Annotated in this window: 24 protein-coding genes; 13 read left to right on the top strand and 11 right to left on the bottom strand. The window is 64.2% G+C overall.

Annotation, left to right across the window (positions count from 1 at the left end):
* Positions 1-205 precede the first annotated feature (205 nt).
* The 4 genes from AC0L2O_RS08425 to AC0L2O_RS08410 all read left to right on the top strand — a co-directional run bounded on the left by AC0L2O_RS08425 (position 206) and on the right by AC0L2O_RS08410 (position 2,593).
* Positions 206-1,150, top strand: coding sequence for a hypothetical protein (locus AC0L2O_RS08425; protein WP_473369395.1), 945 nt, complete (start codon positions 206-208; stop codon positions 1,148-1,150).
* A gap of 379 nt (positions 1,151-1,529) precedes the next feature.
* The gene (locus AC0L2O_RS08420; RefSeq protein ID WP_369724109.1) at positions 1,530-1,766 is read left to right on the top strand and encodes a DUF6894 family protein; all 237 of its coding nucleotides are present in this window, start codon (positions 1,530-1,532) and stop codon (positions 1,764-1,766) included.
* A 73-nt stretch (positions 1,767-1,839) separates the two neighbouring features.
* The gene (locus AC0L2O_RS08415) at positions 1,840-2,229 is read left to right on the top strand and encodes a hypothetical protein (protein ID WP_369724111.1); all 390 of its coding nucleotides are present in this window, start codon (positions 1,840-1,842) and stop codon (positions 2,227-2,229) included.
* Between the two features lie 115 nt (positions 2,230-2,344).
* Complete coding sequence (locus AC0L2O_RS08410; protein ID WP_369724113.1) at positions 2,345-2,593, top strand: hypothetical protein; 249 nt, start codon at positions 2,345-2,347, stop codon at positions 2,591-2,593.
* 18 nt (positions 2,594-2,611) lie between these two features.
* On the opposite strand, the gene AC0L2O_RS08405 is transcribed toward AC0L2O_RS08410, so the two are convergent.
* The 5 genes from AC0L2O_RS08405 to AC0L2O_RS08385 all read right to left on the bottom strand — a co-directional run bounded on the left by AC0L2O_RS08405 (position 2,612) and on the right by AC0L2O_RS08385 (position 5,332).
* Complete coding sequence (locus AC0L2O_RS08405; RefSeq protein ID WP_369724114.1) at positions 2,612-2,797, bottom strand: hypothetical protein; 186 nt, start codon at positions 2,795-2,797, stop codon at positions 2,612-2,614.
* Between the two features lie 170 nt (positions 2,798-2,967).
* Entirely contained in the window at positions 2,968-3,249 is a 282-nt protein-coding gene (minE, locus tag AC0L2O_RS08400) for a cell division topological specificity factor MinE (protein ID WP_473369394.1), read from the bottom strand.
* Positions 3,246-4,061 (bottom strand): septum site-determining protein MinD, encoded by an 816-nt coding sequence (gene minD / locus AC0L2O_RS08395; RefSeq protein ID WP_369724116.1) that lies wholly within the window; start codon positions 4,059-4,061, stop codon positions 3,246-3,248. The genes minE and minD overlap by 4 nt, the downstream gene beginning before the upstream one ends.
* A gap of 22 nt (positions 4,062-4,083) precedes the next feature.
* Positions 4,084-4,773, bottom strand: a complete 690-nt coding sequence (gene minC / locus AC0L2O_RS08390; RefSeq protein WP_409189008.1) for a septum site-determining protein MinC — start codon at positions 4,771-4,773, stop codon at positions 4,084-4,086.
* A gap of 130 nt (positions 4,774-4,903) precedes the next feature.
* Positions 4,904-5,332 (bottom strand): MarR family winged helix-turn-helix transcriptional regulator, encoded by a 429-nt coding sequence (locus AC0L2O_RS08385; RefSeq protein WP_369724120.1) that lies wholly within the window; start codon positions 5,330-5,332, stop codon positions 4,904-4,906.
* 301 nt (positions 5,333-5,633) lie between these two features.
* Here AC0L2O_RS08385 and AC0L2O_RS08380 point away from each other — a divergent pair, with 301 nt between their 5' ends.
* A complete protein-coding gene (locus AC0L2O_RS08380) occupies positions 5,634-5,930 on the top strand; it encodes a hypothetical protein (RefSeq protein WP_473369393.1) in 297 nt (98 codons plus the stop codon).
* 1 nt (position 5,931) lies between these two features.
* Complete coding sequence (locus tag AC0L2O_RS08375) at positions 5,932-7,788, top strand: tannase/feruloyl esterase family alpha/beta hydrolase (RefSeq protein ID WP_473369392.1); 1,857 nt, start codon at positions 5,932-5,934, stop codon at positions 7,786-7,788.
* 237 nt (positions 7,789-8,025) lie between these two features.
* On the opposite strand, the gene AC0L2O_RS08370 is transcribed toward AC0L2O_RS08375, so the two are convergent.
* From AC0L2O_RS08370 to AC0L2O_RS08360, 3 genes are all read right to left on the bottom strand, one after another.
* Complete coding sequence (locus AC0L2O_RS08370) at positions 8,026-8,523, bottom strand: SMI1/KNR4 family protein (RefSeq protein ID WP_369724125.1); 498 nt, start codon at positions 8,521-8,523, stop codon at positions 8,026-8,028.
* Positions 8,524-8,630: 107 nt separating this feature from the next.
* A complete protein-coding gene (locus tag AC0L2O_RS08365) occupies positions 8,631-8,888 on the bottom strand; it encodes a hypothetical protein (protein ID WP_369724127.1) in 258 nt (85 codons plus the stop codon).
* Positions 8,889-8,955: 67 nt separating this feature from the next.
* Positions 8,956-9,906 carry a DUF2778 domain-containing protein gene (locus AC0L2O_RS08360; RefSeq protein WP_369726771.1) on the bottom strand — a complete coding sequence of 317 codons (951 nt, stop codon included), beginning with the start codon at positions 9,904-9,906 and terminating at the stop codon, positions 8,956-8,958.
* A 191-nt stretch (positions 9,907-10,097) separates the two neighbouring features.
* On the opposite strand from AC0L2O_RS08360, the gene AC0L2O_RS08355 reads away from it, so the two are divergent.
* Entirely contained in the window at positions 10,098-10,538 is a 441-nt protein-coding gene (locus tag AC0L2O_RS08355) for a DUF1810 domain-containing protein (protein WP_473369391.1), read from the top strand.
* A gap of 101 nt (positions 10,539-10,639) precedes the next feature.
* A complete protein-coding gene (locus tag AC0L2O_RS08350; protein ID WP_473369390.1) occupies positions 10,640-12,721 on the top strand; it encodes a methyl-accepting chemotaxis protein in 2,082 nt (693 codons plus the stop codon).
* A gap of 6 nt (positions 12,722-12,727) precedes the next feature.
* Here AC0L2O_RS08350 and AC0L2O_RS08345 read toward each other — a convergent pair whose 3' ends face one another.
* Together AC0L2O_RS08345 and AC0L2O_RS08340 are read right to left on the bottom strand one after the other, a co-directional pair.
* Positions 12,728-13,318 carry an NADPH-dependent FMN reductase gene (locus tag AC0L2O_RS08345; protein ID WP_473369389.1) on the bottom strand — a complete coding sequence of 197 codons (591 nt, stop codon included), beginning with the start codon at positions 13,316-13,318 and terminating at the stop codon, positions 12,728-12,730.
* A gap of 45 nt (positions 13,319-13,363) precedes the next feature.
* Entirely contained in the window at positions 13,364-14,311 is a 948-nt protein-coding gene (locus AC0L2O_RS08340; RefSeq protein WP_473369388.1) for a helix-turn-helix domain-containing protein, read from the bottom strand.
* Positions 14,312-14,592: 281 nt separating this feature from the next.
* Between AC0L2O_RS08340 and AC0L2O_RS08335 the strand changes: the two genes are divergently transcribed.
* Genes AC0L2O_RS08335 through AC0L2O_RS08325 form a run of 3 tightly spaced genes read left to right on the top strand, consistent with a single transcriptional unit; the run spans position 14,593 to position 17,203 of the window.
* Positions 14,593-15,705: a DUF2336 domain-containing protein gene (locus tag AC0L2O_RS08335; RefSeq protein ID WP_473369387.1), complete on the top strand. Its 1,113-nt coding sequence runs from the start codon at positions 14,593-14,595 to the stop codon at positions 15,703-15,705.
* The gene (locus tag AC0L2O_RS08330) at positions 15,702-16,034 is read left to right on the top strand and encodes a PilZ domain-containing protein (RefSeq protein ID WP_473369386.1); all 333 of its coding nucleotides are present in this window, start codon (positions 15,702-15,704) and stop codon (positions 16,032-16,034) included. Before AC0L2O_RS08335 ends, AC0L2O_RS08330 begins: the two co-directional genes overlap by 4 nt.
* 47 nt (positions 16,035-16,081) lie before the next feature.
* Positions 16,082-17,203 (top strand): HD-GYP domain-containing protein, encoded by a 1,122-nt coding sequence (locus tag AC0L2O_RS08325; protein WP_473369385.1) that lies wholly within the window; start codon positions 16,082-16,084, stop codon positions 17,201-17,203.
* A gap of 367 nt (positions 17,204-17,570) precedes the next feature.
* On the opposite strand, the gene AC0L2O_RS08320 is transcribed toward AC0L2O_RS08325, so the two are convergent.
* Complete coding sequence (locus AC0L2O_RS08320) at positions 17,571-18,248, bottom strand: nitroreductase (protein WP_473369384.1); 678 nt, start codon at positions 18,246-18,248, stop codon at positions 17,571-17,573.
* Between the two features lie 106 nt (positions 18,249-18,354).
* Here AC0L2O_RS08320 and AC0L2O_RS08315 point away from each other — a divergent pair, with 106 nt between their 5' ends.
* A complete protein-coding gene (locus tag AC0L2O_RS08315) occupies positions 18,355-19,317 on the top strand; it encodes an alpha/beta hydrolase (protein WP_473369383.1) in 963 nt (320 codons plus the stop codon).
* 118 nt (positions 19,318-19,435) lie between these two features.
* Positions 19,436-19,684 carry a hypothetical protein gene (locus tag AC0L2O_RS08310; protein WP_369724147.1) on the top strand — a complete coding sequence of 83 codons (249 nt, stop codon included), beginning with the start codon at positions 19,436-19,438 and terminating at the stop codon, positions 19,682-19,684.
* Positions 19,685-19,911: the final 227 nt, after the last annotated feature.

The following is a 19,911-nucleotide window of genomic DNA, read 5'->3' as shown; positions in this document are numbered from 1 at the left end:
AAAACAAGGCAGAGCGGAACAACTGGGCGTGTTCGCAAAACCTGGTTCCATCACCATAAACGGCGGAAGACCGTCGCAGTCTCTCCACCGCCTCGCCTTGCTTTGGTCAAACCCGGCTGGACTCGTGCGTTCAGGGCTTGGGATGGGCTCAGACAATCGATCGGCTCGCGCCAATGCGGACGACCAACGCTTCAAAGGAGTTGCGATGCTCGCGACGCTGAACAGCAGGCAAATCGTCGATGAGATCGTGAAGGACACGATGAAGGACAACGATCCGCATGACGCCGTGCAGATTTCGCCGGACGTGGTGCTGGCCTCCCGCGCCAGCAGCGAGGCGCCAAATCTCGCGCCGGACATCGCAGACCCCGCGAAACCGACGATCGATGTGGCTCCCGGGGTGCCGAGAATGGCGGCGCCGTCCGTCGACACAGCGATCCGCGTCGCCGCCAACGACGTGCCCGGCCGGGAAAAGCCATCTGCCGTCGGCAAGTGGTTTCGGGCCGCGTTCATCACCATGCTGTTTGCCGGGGGCAGCGCTGCGGCCACCGTCGCGTGGGAGAGACACGGCGATACCGCACGGCAAATGCTCGCCGAATGGACACCGTCCTTGTTGTCGCTCGTGCCTTCGACATCTCAGGTGGCGCCGGCGACGACCGAACCGGCCGCTACGCCAGTTGCGCAGGCCGCAACGGAGCAGACCGACGATCAGTCCCAAGCTCAGCCCGCGACGCAAGCAGTTCAAGCCCCCGCCCCTGACGCGACTGGATCGCTGCAGTCGATGACGCGCGATGTCGCCGCGATGTCGCAGCAGATCGAGCAACTTAAGGCCAACATCGCTGAGTTGAAGGCCGCGCAAGAGCAGATGGCGCGCGAGATGGTGAAGCCGGCTGCGCCGAAGCCGGTTGCTGAGACCAGGCCGATCGATCCGCGCGCTCGGGTTTCCGCGCTACCGCCGCGACCGGTTGCGCCTGTTCGCAAGCCGAAGCCGATCACCACGCCGGCGTACACCCAGACATATGCGCCCACATCGATTGCGCCGCCACCACTGGCGTCGCAGGCTGTCGCCGTCCCGCCGCCGTCAGCAGCCGCCGCACAAGCCGTTGCCGATGACGACGGACCTGTCGTGCGTCCGCCGATGCCGGTGCACTAGCGATCGTCGCAACAGCGCGTTCACATCGTGGCGCAACGCTGTCCGAGTCGGTGTGATGGGTTGAGTCCGTGCGACTACGGAGATGCGTGCCGTGCGCAAAGAGAAAAGGCCGTCGGGATCTATGCCGCCGGCCTTCTCTTGCAACTGCCGGTTCCCGGAGTCCGGTTCTGTTGCGATTCCATGCCTCATGATCGCGCTGACGTATTTAATAAAATCTTAACGCCCGCACGTGCTGCACATGATTTCTGCGCCATAAGCACAGAGTTTGCGCGACCGCTTCATTCAGGAATAATCGACTCAGTGGTATCATCCGACATGTGTTGAGACTTGCACTCGCAACTTGCGTTGAAGACTTGGGTCATCACACCGGGGAATTCGGATGCCTTACTACTATTTCGATCTTGTGGTTGGTGAAGAGTTCAAGAACCAGGGCGGCATTATCCTCGAGGACATCGAGGTCGCCTCCGATCGCGCTCAGCAATTGGCGAACGAGCTGTCGCAGGTGAAGCCGGAGCTTCATGACAAGGGTTGCGCGGTGCGCGTCACCGATCGCGATCACAACGAGCTCTATCGCACGCCGCTCGATCCCGTGCCGGCCTGGCAACGATCAGGCTAGGCCGTCGATCGTTCCCATTGCGGAGCAGCGCGCCGGGCGCTAGCCTTCCCAAAAATTCGGGGAGGTCCAAGGAATGCGCTACGGTTTCCTGATTGCCGGACTGATGCTGATTGCCGCACCAGCCCGGGCCGACGACCATCCGCGCTCGACCTATGTGACCTTGGTCTTGCAGGCCTTCGCTGCCAAGGTCGAATGTCCGAACACGGACGTGGCCTATCAGGATCTGTTGCAAAAGGCGCAGCAGATGCAGCTGCCCGAGGGCACCACCGAGAAAGTGCGCAAGGCGATCGCCTTCATGCATACCGGCGGCAAGATGGGCGAGAAGCAGGACGACGACCTGATGGCCGAGGTCGCGGTGGCGACGCAGGCGACCGATCTCGATCAGCGCCGTCTCGGCATGAGCAATTGGTGCGAAAAGCAGAAGACCAGCCTCGCCGGTCTGATCCGCAGCAAGGGCGGCTAGTCCGTCTCCGCGGCGTTAAGCAGGTCGCAAACAGGCTACGACGGAACCCGCGGGACGGCCAAGAATCGTCACATTCCTCGCCAGCATGCGGACGTTTTTCAAACCGGAGAACCCCATGCGGATCACTCACCTCGTTTTCGCTGGCGCGCTTGCGGCCAGCACCATGCAAGCTGCACCGGCGCTCGCCAAAAACTCCGACGCCCAGAGGGGCGAGGACAGGTCAGCCGCGTCATCCTGTAGCGCCTATCAGCAGGCCCCGGACGGCTCCTGGGAGCAGCTCCCCTGCAAGGAGACCGGCGAGCGCGAGCAGCCGCAAACACAGCATCGGACCCCGACACGGGGAACCGATCACGAGGAGCGCTGAGCCTGCCCGTTCCGGCGATCAGCTCTGATGCGGGCCGCGCATGATCTTCATGGCGTCGGCAATGTGACGCCATTCCTTTGCCTCATCCGCCTCGCCGCGGCCCTCGCAGGCCTGCGCCTGTTCGGCCGCCTTCGCGATCGCGGCGAAACCATGCTGTTCCAGCATCTGCCGCGCGAGGGTATGGACCTGGACCTCGGACATCATGGGCGCTCTCCCGTTTGACGAGCCCGCGAGGCTGGCGTCCCGCGGGCTTCTCGACAACGACCGAGCCGCCCGTCCCGTTCCGGTTGCGCGCGCATACGGCAAGGCAGCCCGCCGATGCCCCGGCGGACTGCCTTTTCACCCACCCCAAAGTGGAGTCTTCGGTCGATCCCCTACCCGACCGCCGCGCGTTTGCGCTCGAAATCGTTGGGCACTTCGATATCGACCTCCAGGGTCGACACCTCGTCGCCGCGATCGAGCCGGACGATGACCTTGGTCGGGTCGAGCGTGACGTGCCTGGACACGACGGCGAGAATTTCCTCGCGCAGCACGGCGAGCAGATCGGGCTGGCCGCGCAGTCCGCGTTCATGGGCAAGCAGGATCTGCAACCGTTCGCGTGCGACCGGTGCGGAGGCCTTGTTGCCACGGAGAAGCCGGAGCAGACCCATGCTCATGCAGCCCTCCGTCGCAGCAGTCGATCCATGAACCCCTTGCGCTCGGCCGGCACCTGCATCGGCACGGTATCGCCGCACAGCCGCCGCGCCGCGTCGATATAGGCCCGTGCGGGTGCGCCTTCGGCGTTCGACAGCGTCACCGGTGTGCCGACATTGGAGGCGCGCAGCACGTCCTGGCTTTCCGGGATAATGCCGAGCAAGGGCGTCGCGAGGATCTCGAGGATATCGTCGATGGACAGCATCTCGCCGCGCGCCGCGCGGGACGGATCGTAGCGGGTGATGAGGATGTGCTTCTCGACACGCTCGCCCTTTTCGGCTCGCACGGTCTTGGAATCGAGCATGCCGATGATGCGGTCGGAATCGCGCACCGACGAGACTTCCGGATTGGTCACGATCACCGCCTCATCCGCAAAGCGCATCGCCATGGAGGCGCCGCGCTCGATGCCGGCCGGGCTGTCGCAGATCACCCAGTCGAAGCGGCTGCGCAAATCCTCGATGACCTTGCCGACGCCCTCTTCGGTCAGCGCATCCTTGTCGCGGGTTTGCGAGGCCGGCAGCAGCCAGAGGTTCTCCAGGCGCTTGTCCTTGATCAGCGCCTGCGGCAGCTTGGCGACGCCCTGCACCACATTGATGAGGTCGAACACGACGCGGCGCTCGGCACCCATCACGAGGTCAAGATTGCGCAGGCCGACGTCGAAGTCGACGACCACGACCTTGTCGCCGCGTTGCGCGAGCGCGGCTCCCAGCGCGGCGGTCGTCGTCGTCTTGCCGACCCCGCCCTTGCCTGATGTGACGACCAGAACCTTGGCCATTTGAAATTATCCTCCTTGACTGTCAGTTCAGCGCTGTAATTCGCATGGTGCTGCCCTGGAGCCAGGCCTGGGCAGGCCGGCCACGCAGGGCATCGTCGATATCGTCCGCAGTCTGATAAAACCCATCGATTGCAAGCAGTTCGGCCTCGATCTTCTGACAATAGATCCGCGCACTGGCGTGACCGTTGACGCCCGCCATGGCCCGGCCGCGCAACGCGCCGTAGACATGGATGGAGCCGCCCGCGACGATTTCGGCACCGGAGCCGACCGAGCCGAGGATGGTAACGTCACCTTCCGGGAAAATGATGGTCTGGCCCGAGCGCACCGGACTTTCGAGCAGCAGCGAGGTCGGCGGCTTGGTCTCGACCTTTTTCGGAGCGCTCGGCTCGATCACGCAGCTACGCCCGCCGGTGAGCAGCGGCGGCATCGACGGCGTCAACCGTGCCTCCTCGACGCCCTCGATGCCGAGCACGCGGATGTTGCGGTCCTGAAGGCTTGCGAGCAGATGATTGATGCCGGATTGGCTGAGATCGACTGAAGCGAGGTCGACCACCACCGGACGGCCGGCGAAGAAGCCCGGCGAGCGCGCGATCGTGGCGTCGATCTCCTGGAGCCAGTCCAGGATCGGGACCGTCGGCACGAACACGAAGGCCACATAGGAGCGCCCGCGCAGGCGCACCATCTGGCGTTGAATTTTTGCTACAGCCTCCATAATGGCCGACTCGTTCCCCGTTATTGAATGGTTAACGATGCGGCCGACATGGTTAATGGGCGGTTAATTTCCCCGTGGGGTTACGTGGGATGGCGGCCATGCGGCTTGTGCGCGGAAGCCCGGTGGCCGCTCAGGCCTCGTCGAGGAAAATCGATAGCGCCCGCTGCAATTCCTTGTAGGCGCGCGGTCCGATCCTGGCCGCGAGGGATTTCTCGCTCTCCGCGATCGCCGGCCGCAAGCGCCCCAGGAGCGCGACGCCGGAATTCGTTAGGTGCAACACGTAGTAACGGCGGTTGATGGCGGAGGCGGAACGCTGCACCAGGCCGCGCCGCTCCAGATGGTCCACCAGCCGCCCGAGCCCCGCCCGTTCGATCGACAGGGATTGCGCGATGGCAAGCTGGTTGACGCCCGGATTGGCCTCGATCACCGACAGAACCGAGAACTGCGCCGGACTGATGTCGAACGCGGCGAGCCGCCGGCTGACGTCCTTGAAAACCCATAGCTGGGCCCGGCGGATGCGATAGCCGAGCGAACGAGACAGGTCGGCCGAAGCCAGCAATTTTGTCCGGGCGGCCTTTGCGGCCGGTGCGGCGCGCGGCGTCGATCGCGACGGCTTGGCAATGGGCGCTCCGGGCGGCGGTACCTTGGCGGCTCCTTTGACTGATCGCCTCCTGACGCCTGACTTTCCTGGCTCCATCGACGACCGTCTTTCGCGGGTTGGCGCAGCAGCGCGCAACCCGCTTGTTTGAGATTCGATTGCCGAGCCTATCGCAGCGGGCCCGGATCGAGAAGCGAAGCAGTGTCGCGCCTTCCACCACAGCTTCCACGAAAGGTTGCACCGCGGACTCGCGCGTTGCGCCATGTTGACACAGCAACATCGCTCGCATATTCATCGTGAAAAGCTCGCTGTTCACGTGCGGACCAAGGGGATGACGCCCGTGCTTCCATCAGAGATGGACGCCGCTCTGCGCACTATGACGCGCTCGCGGCAGGATGGTTTTGCGCGCAGCCGATTGTGCGTTGCGCATCGCAATCGCGAGATCATTTCCCTCGGCAACAACTTCGCAAATGACTCTGATGACGCGACGCCTCGCGGGGCGGGCGTCGCGTCGGGGCGCTTTCGTTCAACCGTCAACGATGAAACCGGGAGGGACTGAGATGAAACGACTGCTTCTTGCATCGACCATCGTCGCGGGCTGGGCGTCTATCGGCGCGCAGGCCACCGCGCACGGACTGCCGCCGAGCGGCGTGGCTCCGCGCTCATCCTGCACCGGCCTCACAGGGCTGACATTGCCGAATACACAGATTCTGAGCGCGACCCAGAAGTCGGGCTATTGCAACGTGATCGGCATCATCAACAAGCGGGTCTCGACGCAGGATCCCGATCATTTCACCTACGGCATCGGATTCGCGCTGAACCTGCCCACCACCTGGCATGGCCGCTTCGAGATGATGGGCGGCGGCGGCACCGACGGCAGCCTGCAAAGCGATCCGCAGGGCGCGGCCGGCGTCGAGCTCGGCCAAGGCTGGGCGGTCGCCGTCGATGACGGCGGTCATGAGGACAACGCGCCCAACCCGCTCGGTGCATATCAGGACGATGACGCAAATGCCGGAGGGTCCGCGCATTTCGCAATCGACGCCCGCGCGCGCAGTGACTACGGTTACGACGGCATCGAGAAGACCGCGACGATCTCGAAAAAGATCATCGCCTATTATTATGGTCTCGAGACCGTCTATTCCTACATCATGGGATGCTCGAACGGCGGTCGCGATGCCATGGTCGCGTCGCAGCGATCGCCATGGCTGTTCGATGGCGTGATCTCGCAAAACCCTGGCTTCAACCTGCCTCAGGCGGCGCTCGCAGAAGCCTGGAACGAGCAGGTGCTCGGCCCGCTCGCCACCAGCAAGGATCTCAGCGGCCAGCCGTTCATTCCCGACACCTTTCCGCAACAGGACCTGCAGGTTGCCTCGGCGGCGATCCTGAGCGCCTGCGATGCACTCGATGGCCTCGTCGACGGGATCGTCGACAATTATCACGCCTGCACGGCGCGGAAAGTCTACCCGGCGCTCGCCAGCTACACCTGCGGCACCGGCTCGCACGGCAGCGCACCGCATGGCGGCAGCTGCCTGACCAGCACGCAGGTCGATGCGTTGAAGAAGATCTATGCCGGACCGGTCAACTCGAAAGGCCAGCGGCTCTATTCGAACTGGTTCTGGGATGCCGGAATCTGGACACCGCCCACCGCACAGGGCGCGGGCTGGGGAGCCTGGAACGTCGTCACCGCGCCGGTGCCGAAGGTCAACACCGCAATCAATCTGACGCTTGGCGCGGGAGCGATCCCGATGATCTTCCAGACGCCCCCCGTGGTTACGCCGGTCGGCGGACCGAACGGCCAGGAAGCCTTCGTGTTCCACTTCAACTTCGACACCGACGCGCCGAAGATCTTCACGAAAACCCAGGCCTATCCGGAAAGTTCAATGGATTTCATGGCTGCGGTCGCGACCGACCTGCATCCGTTCAGGGCGCATGGTGGCAAGCTGATCATCTCCTCCTCGGTCAATGACGGCATCTTCTCCGGCGCCGCGATTGCCCGCTGGTACCGCAAGATGAATCAGCGCATGGACAATCATGCGACTGATTTTGCGCGGCTGTTCATGGTGCCGAACATGGCCCATTGCGGCGGCGGCGCGGCCACCACGAGCTTCGCGGGCAATGAACTCAAGGCGATCACCGATTGGGTCGAAAACGGCATTGCACCGGAGCGCATCGTCGCGGCTAACACCAATACCGCTTCGCCCTACCCGACCGGAGGCGTCTTCGATCCGCGAATCGCGCAGAACTTCCCGACCGGAGGCACGCGGCCGTTATGCGTGTATCCCAAGATACCCGCCTACAAGGGCAGCGGCTTGACCAGCGATGCGGCGAACTTCACGTGCGTTGACCCCGGCTTCAGGCCGGGCGGTGACCACGACTTCAATGATGACGACGACGGCCGCGGAGACGACAGGCACTGAACGAGGCGTCGCGAAAGACGCTGACAGGACGCTGCGCGCGGTTCTGCCGCGCGCAGCGCCGTCGAAGCGGTGCGCGACTGCATCCACCTCGTCCTTGCGAGCAGAGCGAAGCAATCCAGGCTACCTCCGCGGAAAGCCTCTGGTTGTTTCGCTGCGCTCGCCATGACGGCGGTGGTCACACCGAGCGAATTCGGCCCGCACCTTCATGGATATACCGCACAGGCGTGTCCCCTCGCCTCACGCCGCCTCCTTGTACAGTCCGGCGATGAAGTCGCCGAAGCCAGGCGCGAGCTCCAGCACATAGCCCCATTTGTCCGACATCGCCTCGGCAAGCGTCCAGGGCTTGTCGTATTCGGCGAGTTCGTGGTCGATGAACCAGATCTTGCCGAAATGCGCCTTGTCGATCGTCATGCAGATCGGGTTCCCGCCATGATCGCTCATGATCCACAAGAGCTCATCGACGGTCGGCCATTGCGGCGTCTGACGCGTTTGGATCAGCGAGCAGTCGCCGGCTTGCAATCCGAGCACCTCATTGACCGCACCGGCCCAATGCCCTTGGGGCCAGTTGAACTCGGCCGAGCCATTGAAATAGCCGCCGGCGCAGGCCAGCAGGAATTGGCGATATTCATCCGGCAAGCGGCAACCGATGGATTTTTCAAACTCCTCGAGCATTGCAAGCGTCGGTTGCTCGGTGCCGGCGCGATCGACGCCTGCAATGAATTCCGCGATATCCATGCGATCCCAATTCCCTCGGCGCGCCAATGCGCCATGCCTTTGTCGCAGCCGCCGCGAGGCGGGTTCGAGCAAGGGGTTGATAACGGGATAGGCAACGGTGGATTGCGCTAGAGCAGCTTCGCGCTCACGAACAACGCGCGCACGGCGTTGGTCGCCTGCACCACCAGCATCGCGTCGCCGGCCGCACCTTCGAGCGCGTGGACAGCGTCCTCATGCAGCGAGCGGAATTCCATCCACTCGACCGATTTGAAGTTGGTGAGGAATTGATAGGCCTGGCCGACGCTCGCAATCGCCAGCGTGTCACCGTTCAGCTTGATCTTGAACGTGGTGCGCAGCGGGGTCTGGGAGCTTGACGGATCAGTCATGGGCTGCTTCTGGACGACAACGGCTTAAGGAAGCGGAAACGGCAGCCCCGCCCGTGGCAGGCGAATATCAGGAGTCGGTGCTGGCGCGCTGCGAGGCGGTCGCCGATCCACGCAGGCTCGGCACGACGACCAGGCGGTTGAACTCGCCGTTGTCGTAGGCCTTGAGAAAACGATCATAGTCCTTGATCGAGACGCAGCCGTTGGAATCGCCACGCGGTCCGAGCATATAGGTGTGGGTGAGAAGGCCGACGCGGCCGAGCGCGCTGGTGCCGTCCGCGGGCGTCATGCGCAGCGCCCGAACACCGTGGAACAGCTTTTCGCGCGGCTTGAGATCGTAGGTCGCGGGCGGGGTCGCACCGACCATGCGCTGGTCGACATGCTCGGGGTCGTCCATCAGCGCGCCCATACCGGAATGGGCTTCGATCGTGACGCCGTTCGGCAAATAGAGCGCCTTGGCCGAGATGTCATAGACCGCCGTGCGCGAATCGTAGCCGAGAGCGGCGAGATCGGGCGCCTTGCCGAACAGTCCGCTGTCGGGAGTCAGCGAGGCCAGCTTGATCTTGTCGGTGAATTTTTCGAGGAAGTTGCGGTTGTCGATCCTGGGATTGGTGTCGGCATAGGCCTGGCTGGAGGCGATCTGGGAAGCGAGATCCGCCTGGATCGGCCGCGAGCGCGGCGTCGGCACGGCATCGGCCCGTTGCGAGGGCCTCCTCTCGTCGACCACGGACTTGTCGTCGTCAGTAAGGGTCGAGCGCCAATCGTCGCCCTGGAGCTTTTGCGCCAGCATCGCCTTGGCATCCCGCAGCTTGAGCTGAACCGCATTCAGGGCGGAGCGCTCCAGCATGCGAAGGCCGCTGTCACGAGCGGGCTGGGCGCCCGACAGCGAGGCGAAACGGTCGTCAAATGACGGGGCACTGGCTGGCGGCAGTGCGGCCGAGACCAGCGGGGTTGAATCGTTCACGTCGGCGAGCCAGGCGGCAGCGCCCATCGACAGCGCAATCGCGGCGAGAGACAGCAAAATTGTCTCGGCCCGCCCAACACGGCGGCGCGACAACAGCCTCTCGGCTCCTGCGGTGTCGGAAACCATCAGATCCCCAAAATCGACCCCTGGGGGAGCCCACCCCCACCCAGAGACTCTATACCAGCTACCACATTGGGAGCCAAAAGTTAGGCATAATCGCGGCGGGCGAGGTACCCCAGAGGTAGCTAATGACCGATCCTTTCGACCTAAATCGGTTCGTTCTGGCCCAAAACCCGGTCTATCGCCTCGTCCAGGGCGAGCTGTCGCGGGGCCGGAAGCAAAGCCATTGGATGTGGTTCATCTTCCCGCAGCTCGCCGGTCTCGGCTTCAGCGCCATGTCCCGGCGCTACGCCATCGCCTCGCGGGCGGAGGCCAGCGCCTACCTCGCCCACCCCGTCCTCGGTCGCCGCCTCCTCGAATGTACGGGCCTGGTCCTCGCGGTCGAGGGTCGGACCATCAACGCGATCCTGGGCGCGCCCGATGATGCAAAGTTCCGCTCGTCGATGACGCTGTTCAGTGCGGTTTCAGACGAGCCCATTTTCGGCCAGGCGATCGCCCGCTATTTCGCCGGCGAGCGCGATGACGCGAGCTTGGAGATCCTCGCCGCTCTCGATCGACAGGAGACGTGAGCGCCACTGCCGCTGCCTTCAACGTAAACCCGGGATTAACACCGGCTGCCTATCGTCCGGGCAGAACTAATTTTCTGCCAGTGCCAGTTGCCGGACCAATCATGAAAATCGGTACGCTTCTCACCACCGCTATCGTCTCGCTCTCGACCGTCGGCGGCGGCCTCGCCGTCTACGTCGCGGTGACGAAATACCAGACGATGGGCAGGATTGGGGAAGCACAGGGCCGGTTGGCGATCGTCCGGGCCGTGAGCGACATCCCGCGCTATCTCAACCCCGAGCGCGGCTTCGCCACCAACATCCTGTACGGACCTGCGACAGTCGATCCCGCACAGCTCGCCGAGCATGACAAGCTGCGCAAGCAGACCGACGGCGCACGCGACAAGATGAATGCGCTGCGCAAGGACATGCCCGGCCCGTTCGATGACGGCAACACCATCGGCAGCAACATCGACAGCATCGACTCGAAGTTCACAGCGATACGCGCGGCCGTCGACAAGGCGATCGCGGGACCGGCGGATGCGCGCAAGGAGGCGGCCAGGAAGATCGTCGCCGACAACGCCGTGCTCAATAGCGCTGTAACCGGGCTGCTCAACGAGCAGGTCCGCCGCATGGCGATCCTGAATGGCGACGCCTACCGGCAGGCCAGCTACGCCAATATCGCCATGACACTGCGCGACATCGGCGGCCTCAATGCCAGCCTGCACAAGAACCTGGTCGGCTCGAAGAAGGTGGCGAGTGAGAGCGAGAAGGCCGACATCGCCCGCTCGCAAGGCCGCAACGACCAGATCGTGATGTCGCTCCAGGAGCTGCGCGGCAATCCGGCGACACCCGCCAATGTCGCCGCCGCGCTCGAGACGCTGGAGTCCGCCTATGTCGAGGGGTTCGGCCGTGAACTGAAGCTCGTCAAGGACGGCGCGGCCAGCGGCAAGTACGAGCACGACCTCGATATTTATTACCCGGCGTCGCAGCGCGGCCTCGGCGCCATCATCGGCGTGCGCGACGCTTTCTACGACAATGCGGAGCAAATCCTGGCCGGCGCCTCGTCGGCCGCGCGCGCGAGCTTTACGGTCGCACTCGCAGGCCTCATCGCCGTGCTGATCGCGAGCGTGGGTCTTGTGGTGACCGTGCGCCGCCGCGTCTGTGCGCCGATTGTCGGCCTGACGTCGCGGATGTCGCGGCTCGCCGAGGGCGAGGTTACCGAAGCTATCCCTGGCGCCGAGCGCTCCGACGAGATCGGGGCGATGGCCGCGGCCGTGCAGGTGTTCAAGGACAATATGATCCGGGCCGACCGGCTCGCAGCCGAGAAGCAGGCCGAGAACGACGGCAAGATGCGGCGTGCGCAGGCGCTCGACGAGCTCACCCGCGCGTTCGAGGCCAAGGTCACCGAGCTCGTCGGCGGCCTGTCCCAGGCGTCCTCAACGATGGAGAGCACGGCGCAGTCGATGACCTCGACGGCGGCCCAGACCAATGACCAGGCTGCGGTGGTGGCGGCCGCTTCCGAGCAGACCTCGACCAACGTCCAGACGGTCGCGAGCGCGACCGAAGAGCTGACCTCCTCGATCGCCGAGATCGGCCGCCAGGTCGCACAAAGCACCGAGATCGCAGCCCGCGCGGTCGAGAATGCCCGCCGCACCGGGGACACTGCGCGTGCACTCGCGGAAGGCGCGCAGAAGATCGGCGACGTCGTCACGCTGATCCAGAGCATCGCCGAGCAGACCAATCTCCTGGCGTTGAACGCGACCATCGAGGCCGCCCGCGCCGGCGACGCCGGCCGCGGCTTTGCAGTCGTCGCCGCCGAAGTGAAGTCGCTGGCTGGCCAGACCGCCAAGGCCACCACCGAAATCTCCGAGCAGATTTCCGCGATCCAGAGCGCCAGCGACGAGACCGTGACCGCCATCCGCAACGTCGCCAACGTCATCGCCGAGATCGACCAGATCGGCACCGCGATTGCGGCTGCGATCGAGCAACAGGGCTCGGCAACCAAGGAGATTTCCCGCAGCGTGCAGGAAGCTGCGCGCGGCACCCAGGAGGTTAACACCAACATATCAGGCGTGCAGCGCGCCGCCGACGACACCGGTGCCGCCGCCTCGGACGTGCTGGGCGCCGCCGAACAGCTTTCGGTGCAGTCGCGCGACCTCGCCGGACAGTTCGACCGCTTCCTCAGCGAAGTCAGGGCGGCGTAGCGCGGCTCAGTAAGGCGGCGACTTGCGCGTCCGCTGCGACTTGGCCGCCTCGATCCACCACAGCAGGTCATCGGCAAAGCGCGGGAACGACCGTTCCAGCGCCTTGCCGCCCTCGCCGATCGGCTCACCCGCCTCCGACAATGTCTGCGCGATCGGGCCGACGCCGATCGTGCTCGACACCACCACCATGCCCATCTCCGACAGCGTGCCGTGCCAAGCGGTCGAGGCGCGCGCGCCGGACAGGCGGCCGGCGGAATAGCTCACGATCGCGGCCGGGCGCCAGAACCATTCCTCCAGGAAATGGTCGGTGAGATTCTTCAATCCAGGCTGAATGCCCCAATTGTATTCGCCGGTGACAAACACAAATCCGTCAGCGCCGCGGATCTGCCCGGCCAGCTTCTCGAGCGCCTCGGGTGCCGTGCCCTTCGGATGTTCCTTGTACATGCGGTCCAGCATCGGCAGGCCGATCGCCTTGGCGTCAATGAAGTCGACCTCCTCGCCGCGGGCGCGCAGGCGATCAACGACGAAATTGGCGAGGCGGATACCCATGCGGTCGGAACGGTAGGAGCCGTAGAGGACAAGGATGCGGTTGCTCATGACAGGCAGGCTAGCACGGAGACCGCTCCGAATCCATTTGCGACGCTATCGCCTGCGTCCACGCTCCAGCGTAGCGGACGGCGTCTCGCCGAACTGGTCGCGATAGCTTCGAGAGAAATCGCTCAGATGCCAGAAGCCGAAGGCCAGCGCGACCGCCTTCACGCTCTCGGCGCCGGCCAGGAGCCGCTGGCGGACCAGCCACAACCGCCGCAGGCGCAAGTAACGGTGCAGGCTCATGCCGCGATAGCGGCGGACGACATCATGCAAGCTGCGGACGGAAAGGCCGAGCTTGCGCGCCAACTCCTCGCTGTAGATGGGCTGGGCGAGGTCATCGGCCAACAGCGCCCGGATGTCCCGAAAGATCTTGAACTGCCGCTCGTCGTTCGGCCGCAGCGTCCAGCGCGCGAGAGCGAGGTTGGCGAACGCCGCGTCGACCGCGCCGAACAGAGACTCCGTCATCGCTGCCGCTTTCAGCGGCACTTCGGCGGGATCGATCGGCTCGGATCCGGCGGCCACCACCTCCCAGACGACCTTCCGCAGCGCGTACAGCGCCAACGGACTGGTCTCCAATATCTTGAAGCTCAAGCGCGTCTCGGGCCAGCCGCGATTTTTCACCTCGGGCCGGAACACGATGGAGGCGACCTGCCGCTGCACCTCCTCAATGGTGTGATAGGCCGCCCCGCTGCTGCCGATGACGATGACCGCACGGTCACGCTGCGCACCGTTGAAGCGGATCGGGACTTCAAGGTCATCCATCGCAAAACCGACCGCCGTGCAATCCGCGACGAGCTGCGCGTCCACCACGCGCGGAAACGCCCGCGTCACGTTCACGTCGCAAGCGGGCAAGCGCAGAATGATCTGCTCTGCAGAAATCCTTCGCACAAACGGCGTGAACTCAATGTTCAGGCCACGGATCGAACTGCGAAACTCATCGACGTCTGAAAAGCGAAATATCTTTGGCGCCAACGCAGGCGCATCATCAATGCTGGTCATGACAAATGAAAAGCAGCGTCGTGAGACGACGCGATCTGATTTCCCCCTTTCCGGTTGTCCCATGAGACCGGAAGAATCATCCTAACGTCTCTCGATCAGATGGCGAGAGTCGATCAAAGAACAACCCTCGGGGTAGCCTCTGCCAAATTTCGATACCGTTTCAGTGAAGTAGGCGGTGCGCAAATACCTGAAGGACCAAAATGTCAAGTTCAAATTAACAACTTTGAGGCGCAATGGAGCACGTTGAATAGTTGAAGTTATTTCGAATTCAGGCTCCGGCCATGCTGGCACATTCGCCTGCCGATATTCTTGTCGAGTTAGAGGAGGCGGTCGCAGCCGGGCCGCCCGAGCGCTGTGTCCGCATCCTGTCGGGCATCGTTCGTCTGCTCGCCGCGACCAGCGACCGCCAGCAGGAACTGCTCGTCAACGTCGTCGACGGCATCCTCCTTCGCCTCACGCGAGGTGTGGGTGCCAGCGCGTTGATTCACCTGAGCAATGCGCTTGCCGAACTCAGTCCGGCGCCGCGGGCTACCTTGCGACAGCTGGCTTCCCACGAAGATCCGGATGTGGCGTATCCGATTTTGCTCAAATCGCAAGCACTCTCAATGGACGACCTCGAGGCGGTTGCTGCGTCCTGCAGCGAACGCCATCAGCTTGCGATCGCGGGCCGAGACCGGATCGAAGCGGCCGTGGTTGAGGCGTTGGTGAAACGCGGCGGCCGGGCGGTCTGCCTTGCGCTGATCGCGAACCCCGGCGCCAGGTTCTCGAATACCGCTTATGCGCTGCTCGTCGTCAGCTGCGCCGCGGATGACGCGATCACGAAGGCAGTGGCGCTCCGGCCAGGCACGCCCGACGTTGTCGTGCGCAAGCTGCTCTCCGCTTCCCCGGCCAAGGCTCCAGCCAGATCCGATGCCTTCGCAGCGCCGCCTGCGCCGAGCCCGGAGCCCGCTCCCGCTCCACTGAAGCGGCCTTGCTCGGCCGATTATGCGAGCGCAAGGCCGGAGATCGTCGCGCTCAATCGCCTCGGCAAGCTCAACGACTCCTCGGTGAACCGCTTCGCGATCCGCGGCGAGACCGCCAATCTGTTCACCGCCTTGTCGGTGCTCTCGGGGGCACCGATCGAGATCGTCGAGCACGTCATGACCGATGACGATTGCGAAGGCCTGGTGATGGCGTGCCGGGCTTCGCGCCTGAACTGGCAGACGACGCTGGCAATCCTGAGCAACCGCAGCGGTGTACGTCTTTCCTTCACACAGCGCGAACGCGCGCAGCACATCTTCGAGAGTGTTCTTCTGTCGACCAGCCAGTGGACGGTGCGCTGGGGAGAAATAGCTGCAGGCGCCAGCACAAGCGATCAGGCACAGCGCCGCAGGAAAACGGGGTCCAATCGATGAAGCTCGACGGTCGAAAGGCGTTTCGCGTACGGATGGATCACAAGCAATCCGTCAATTTGATGGGGTCGGACGGCACGTGGCGGCGCAAATGCGTCCTGCTCGACGTTTCGCAGAGCGGCGCCAAGATCGAGGTCGAAGGCACGCTCGACGTGCTGCAAGCCAAGGAATTCTTCTTGCTGCTGTCGTCGACAGGGCTGGCGTACCGCCGCTGCGAACTGGTCTGGATCGATGGAACCACCGCCGGGGTCCACTTCATCACCGCGGACGGCAAGAGGCGACCGGTGAGCGCACCGGCGGCCGCCGCGCAGAACTCCGTTCAAAGCAAATAGGCTCTCCGAATTCAGCAAGCCCTCCAACCGGTATAGTCCAGGTACCCGTGCAGAACGCGCGAACCAGAGCCAGCCCCGTCAATGCCGATAGCGGTCCCCGAACCACGGTATCGGCACGACCATTCGTGCATGTGCTCGCCGATTCCTCCGACAAATTGGCGGGGATCTGCTCGGCCCTCGAACGGAAATTTACCGTTGCGGGCGAACGGCTCGATGCGGAGGCGAAGCTGTCGCAAGTGCCCTACGCCATCGTGATACGTGCGGAGTTGCGTGATTTCGACAACATCGTGGCGATCAAGAAGAGAAGCGGCAAGCTGGCGAAGGTCACGAAGCGCATCTTCCTCGTCGAGCACTCCTCTCATATCAGTATCTCGCAGGCCTATGCGCTCGGTGCGACGCTCGTCCTTGCCGGCCCGATCGACAAGGCCAAGCTGCTCGCGGCGCTGGCTGATCCTGCCGAGGCGGCATCCGGTTCGGCAACCGGCGCGACGCAGCCGGACGATGCCGTCGAGACAGCCGCAACCGCCATCGCGTCGATGTTCACCGCGGTGACGCTCGGCGAGCCCCTCGACGTCGATGGCACCAAGGATGCCGGTCGCAAGATCGCAGAGCGCATCACCGAGCACGGCCTCTCCGAATGGCTCACGACCGTCCGGCGCCACCACGAGGGAACCTACCAGCACTGTCTGCTCGTGACCGGCGTGGCGATCGACTTCGGACTAAGCCTCGGCGTCGGCAGGATGGATCTCGAGCGCCTCTACTCGGCCGCGATGTTCCACGACATCGGCAAGGCGCAGATCCCGCTTGCGATCCTGGACAAGCCGGGCCGCCTCAGTGCCGACGAGCGCGCCATGATCGAGACGCATCCGGCCGCCGGCTATGACTTTCTGAAGGACCACGACAAGATCACGCCCGAGATTCTCGACGCAGTCAGGCATCACCACGAATATCTCGACGGCAGCGGGTACCCGGACGCGCTGTCCGGGGAGAGCATTAAAGACGTCGTGCGCATTCTCACGATCTCGGACATCTTCGCCGCGCTGATCGAGCACCGCCCCTACAAGCCGACGATGCCACGTACGGAGGCCTACAATATTCTCTGCGGGATGACCGGGAAGCTGGAGAAGGCGCTCGTCACCTCCTTCAAAGACATCGCACTCACGCGCTGAGCACCCGGCGCGGCATACCCGCGAGTCCTGGACTCAATGCGTGGCGCGGAATTTGATGCGGCGCGGGATGGAGCGGGAGGCGAGCCCCTCCGCGAGCAGCTTCATGTCCTCGCGTCTGCCGCTGCGGATCAACCTGCTGAACTCTTCAGGTGAGAACGGAAGACTTGGATCATCATCGATCGGACGCCGCATTCGCGGGCCGAACAACCGTCGAACCAGGCTAGCCAGCCGCCGCATGTCAATTCCCTCGCGCCAGCAACAAACCTTTCTGTCCGCTTATTGTTCCTCCCGCGCGATGAAGATTGCAAGAGCTTGCAGGGAGCTCGCACCAAAAATTTGGTGCGGGAATCATCTCCTCCCCGCAGCGTCAGTCAGCAAAGCCGACGTACCGGACGAACTCCTCGTTGCCCTCCCGATCCGAGCGAACCGCGTTCGCCGCGAAGCTATCGTCGGGATAGCCCAGCGCGACGCAGGTCATGATGACCTCGTCCTCGGGGATTTTGGCAACCTCGCGCACGATGTCGGATCGCATGATGCCCTGCCCGTTGATCACGGAGCCGAGGCCACGGTCCCACGCCGCGAGCACGATGCCGTAGCAGAGCGCGCCGAGATCGAAATGACAGACCGCGCCGGGGTCGAGCACGCGGTCATAGCTGAGGACCAGCGACACCGGCGCGTCGAACTGGCGGAAGCCGCGCAGCACCCAATCCTGCCGCATCGGCTTGTCGTCGCGCGCGATCCCCATCGCACCGAATAATTTCTTGGCGACATCGACCTGGCGCGTGCGGTGAACGCCCTGGTACTCGCCGTGGCTGATGATGTCGCGCTTGACCTTGGCACCCGCGACCATCTCCTGCATGTTGCGGCGGCGCACCTGTTCCAGCGGCTCGCCGGTGAGCACGTGGACGTGCCAGGGCTGCGTGTTCATCGACGACGGCGCGCGCTTGGCACTTTCGATGATCGCCTCGATCACCGCGCGCGGCACCGGCTCGTTCTTGAAACCGCGCACGCTGCGGCGCGACTGGACCAGCGTTTCGAATTCCACCTTTTGATCTCCCTGGCGCATAGCCGTCCGGCGGTTGCCGATGCGGCGCGCGAAATCTATGCTAACCCGCAAGCAAGACCAAGAGGACCGCACAAGGGGACCGCAAATGGCCGCGCCGCTCGATCCCGTCATCGCCCAGATCATTCCGCTGCTACCGCTGCGCGATCCGACGACGATGACGCCACAGAGCGCCCGCGATTCCTTGCGCGCACTGGCTGCGGCGCGCGCGGCCGTGGCGCCGCCTCCGGTCGATGTCGTGCAGGACATCAAGGTGAAGGGCGGCGCCGGCGCGCGGGATGCGCGCGTTTATCGGATCGGCACCGGTCCCGCGCCGACGGTGGTGTTCTTCCACGGCGGCGGCTGGGTGGCGGGCGATCTCGATACCCACGACCGGCAGGCGCGATGGCTTGCCATCGAGACCGGCGCGGTCGTCATCTCCGTCGACTACCGCCGGCCGCCTGAGACCCACTTTCCCGGCGCATTCGAGGACGCCTTCGCGGCTGCCAGCGACGTCTTCAACCGCGTCGCGGAATTTGGCGACGACGTCAAGCGCCTCGGCGTTTCCGGCGACAGCGCCGGCGGCAATCTCGCGGCAGCAACCGCGATCGCCTGCCGCGATGCCGGCCTGAGGCTCGCCGCACAATTATTGGTCTATCCCGTGATCGACGTCGTGGGCCGCTACGTCGATCCGCAGGAGAACCTGCGCTATCCGTCACGCGCGGAGAATGCGGAAGGGTATTTCCTGTCGCGCGCCGTGATGGCGTGGTTTGCGGGTCATTATCTCGCCGAACCCGGCCACGCCGCGGACTGGCGGGTCTCGCCATTGCGTGCCGCCTCGCTCTCCGGAGTGGCGCCCGCGGTCGTGACCACCGGCTGGTTCGATCCGCTGCGCGACGAAGGCGCAGCCTATGCGCGGGCGCTGCAGGCGGCCGGCGTGTCGGTGAAGCATCATGAAGGCGCCGGCCTGATCCACGGCTATTTCGGCCTCGGCGACGCTTCCGAAGTTGCCCGGGTCGAGGCGCAGCGCGCACGCGCCGATTTCAAGGCGTTGCTCGCGCGCGGGATATGATCGCGTTGCGGCCCGGTGAAAAAATCAAAACGAAGGCTAGTGCGCGCCGTTCCTGCTTGATTGCGCCACGATTCCGGGTTCCAATTCGCCGGCCATCTTTCGGCTTAGGGAGACACCCATGATGAAACGGATTTTCCTCGCGGCAATCCTTGCCGGCTTTGCAGCAGGCTCGGCCCTCGCGGACGACACTTGCGAGAGCAAGGCGGTCGGCAAGGACGGCAAGGCGCTCGCCGGCGCCGCCAAAACTTCTTTCATGAAAAAGTGCAAGCTAGACGCCTGCACGCCGAAGGCGGTCAGCGCGGACGGCAAACCGCTCGCCGGTGCCGCCAAGAACAGCTTCATGAAGAAGTGCGAGATGGGCGCGTAGCGCGCGCTGCGGCATCGCGACTTCATGTCGCGACCAATCAGCAAACCAACTCCGTCATGGCCGGGCTCGTCCCGGCCATCCACGTTCTGAGCAGTCGGAGCCAATATCTTGGATGTCCGGCACCCGCGCGGGCCTGAGGACTGAGAGCGTTCCCGCACCCGCCGAGCGCGTAAACCAAAATCATCGCCACCCTAGACAGAACGCCTTGGCTGGCGGATCATACAATG

It is taken from the genome of Bradyrhizobium sp. Kon10, from assembly GCF_055807395.1.
The sequence above is the reverse complement of the archived record's forward strand: the minus strand, read 5'-3'. Positions and strand labels throughout refer to the sequence as shown.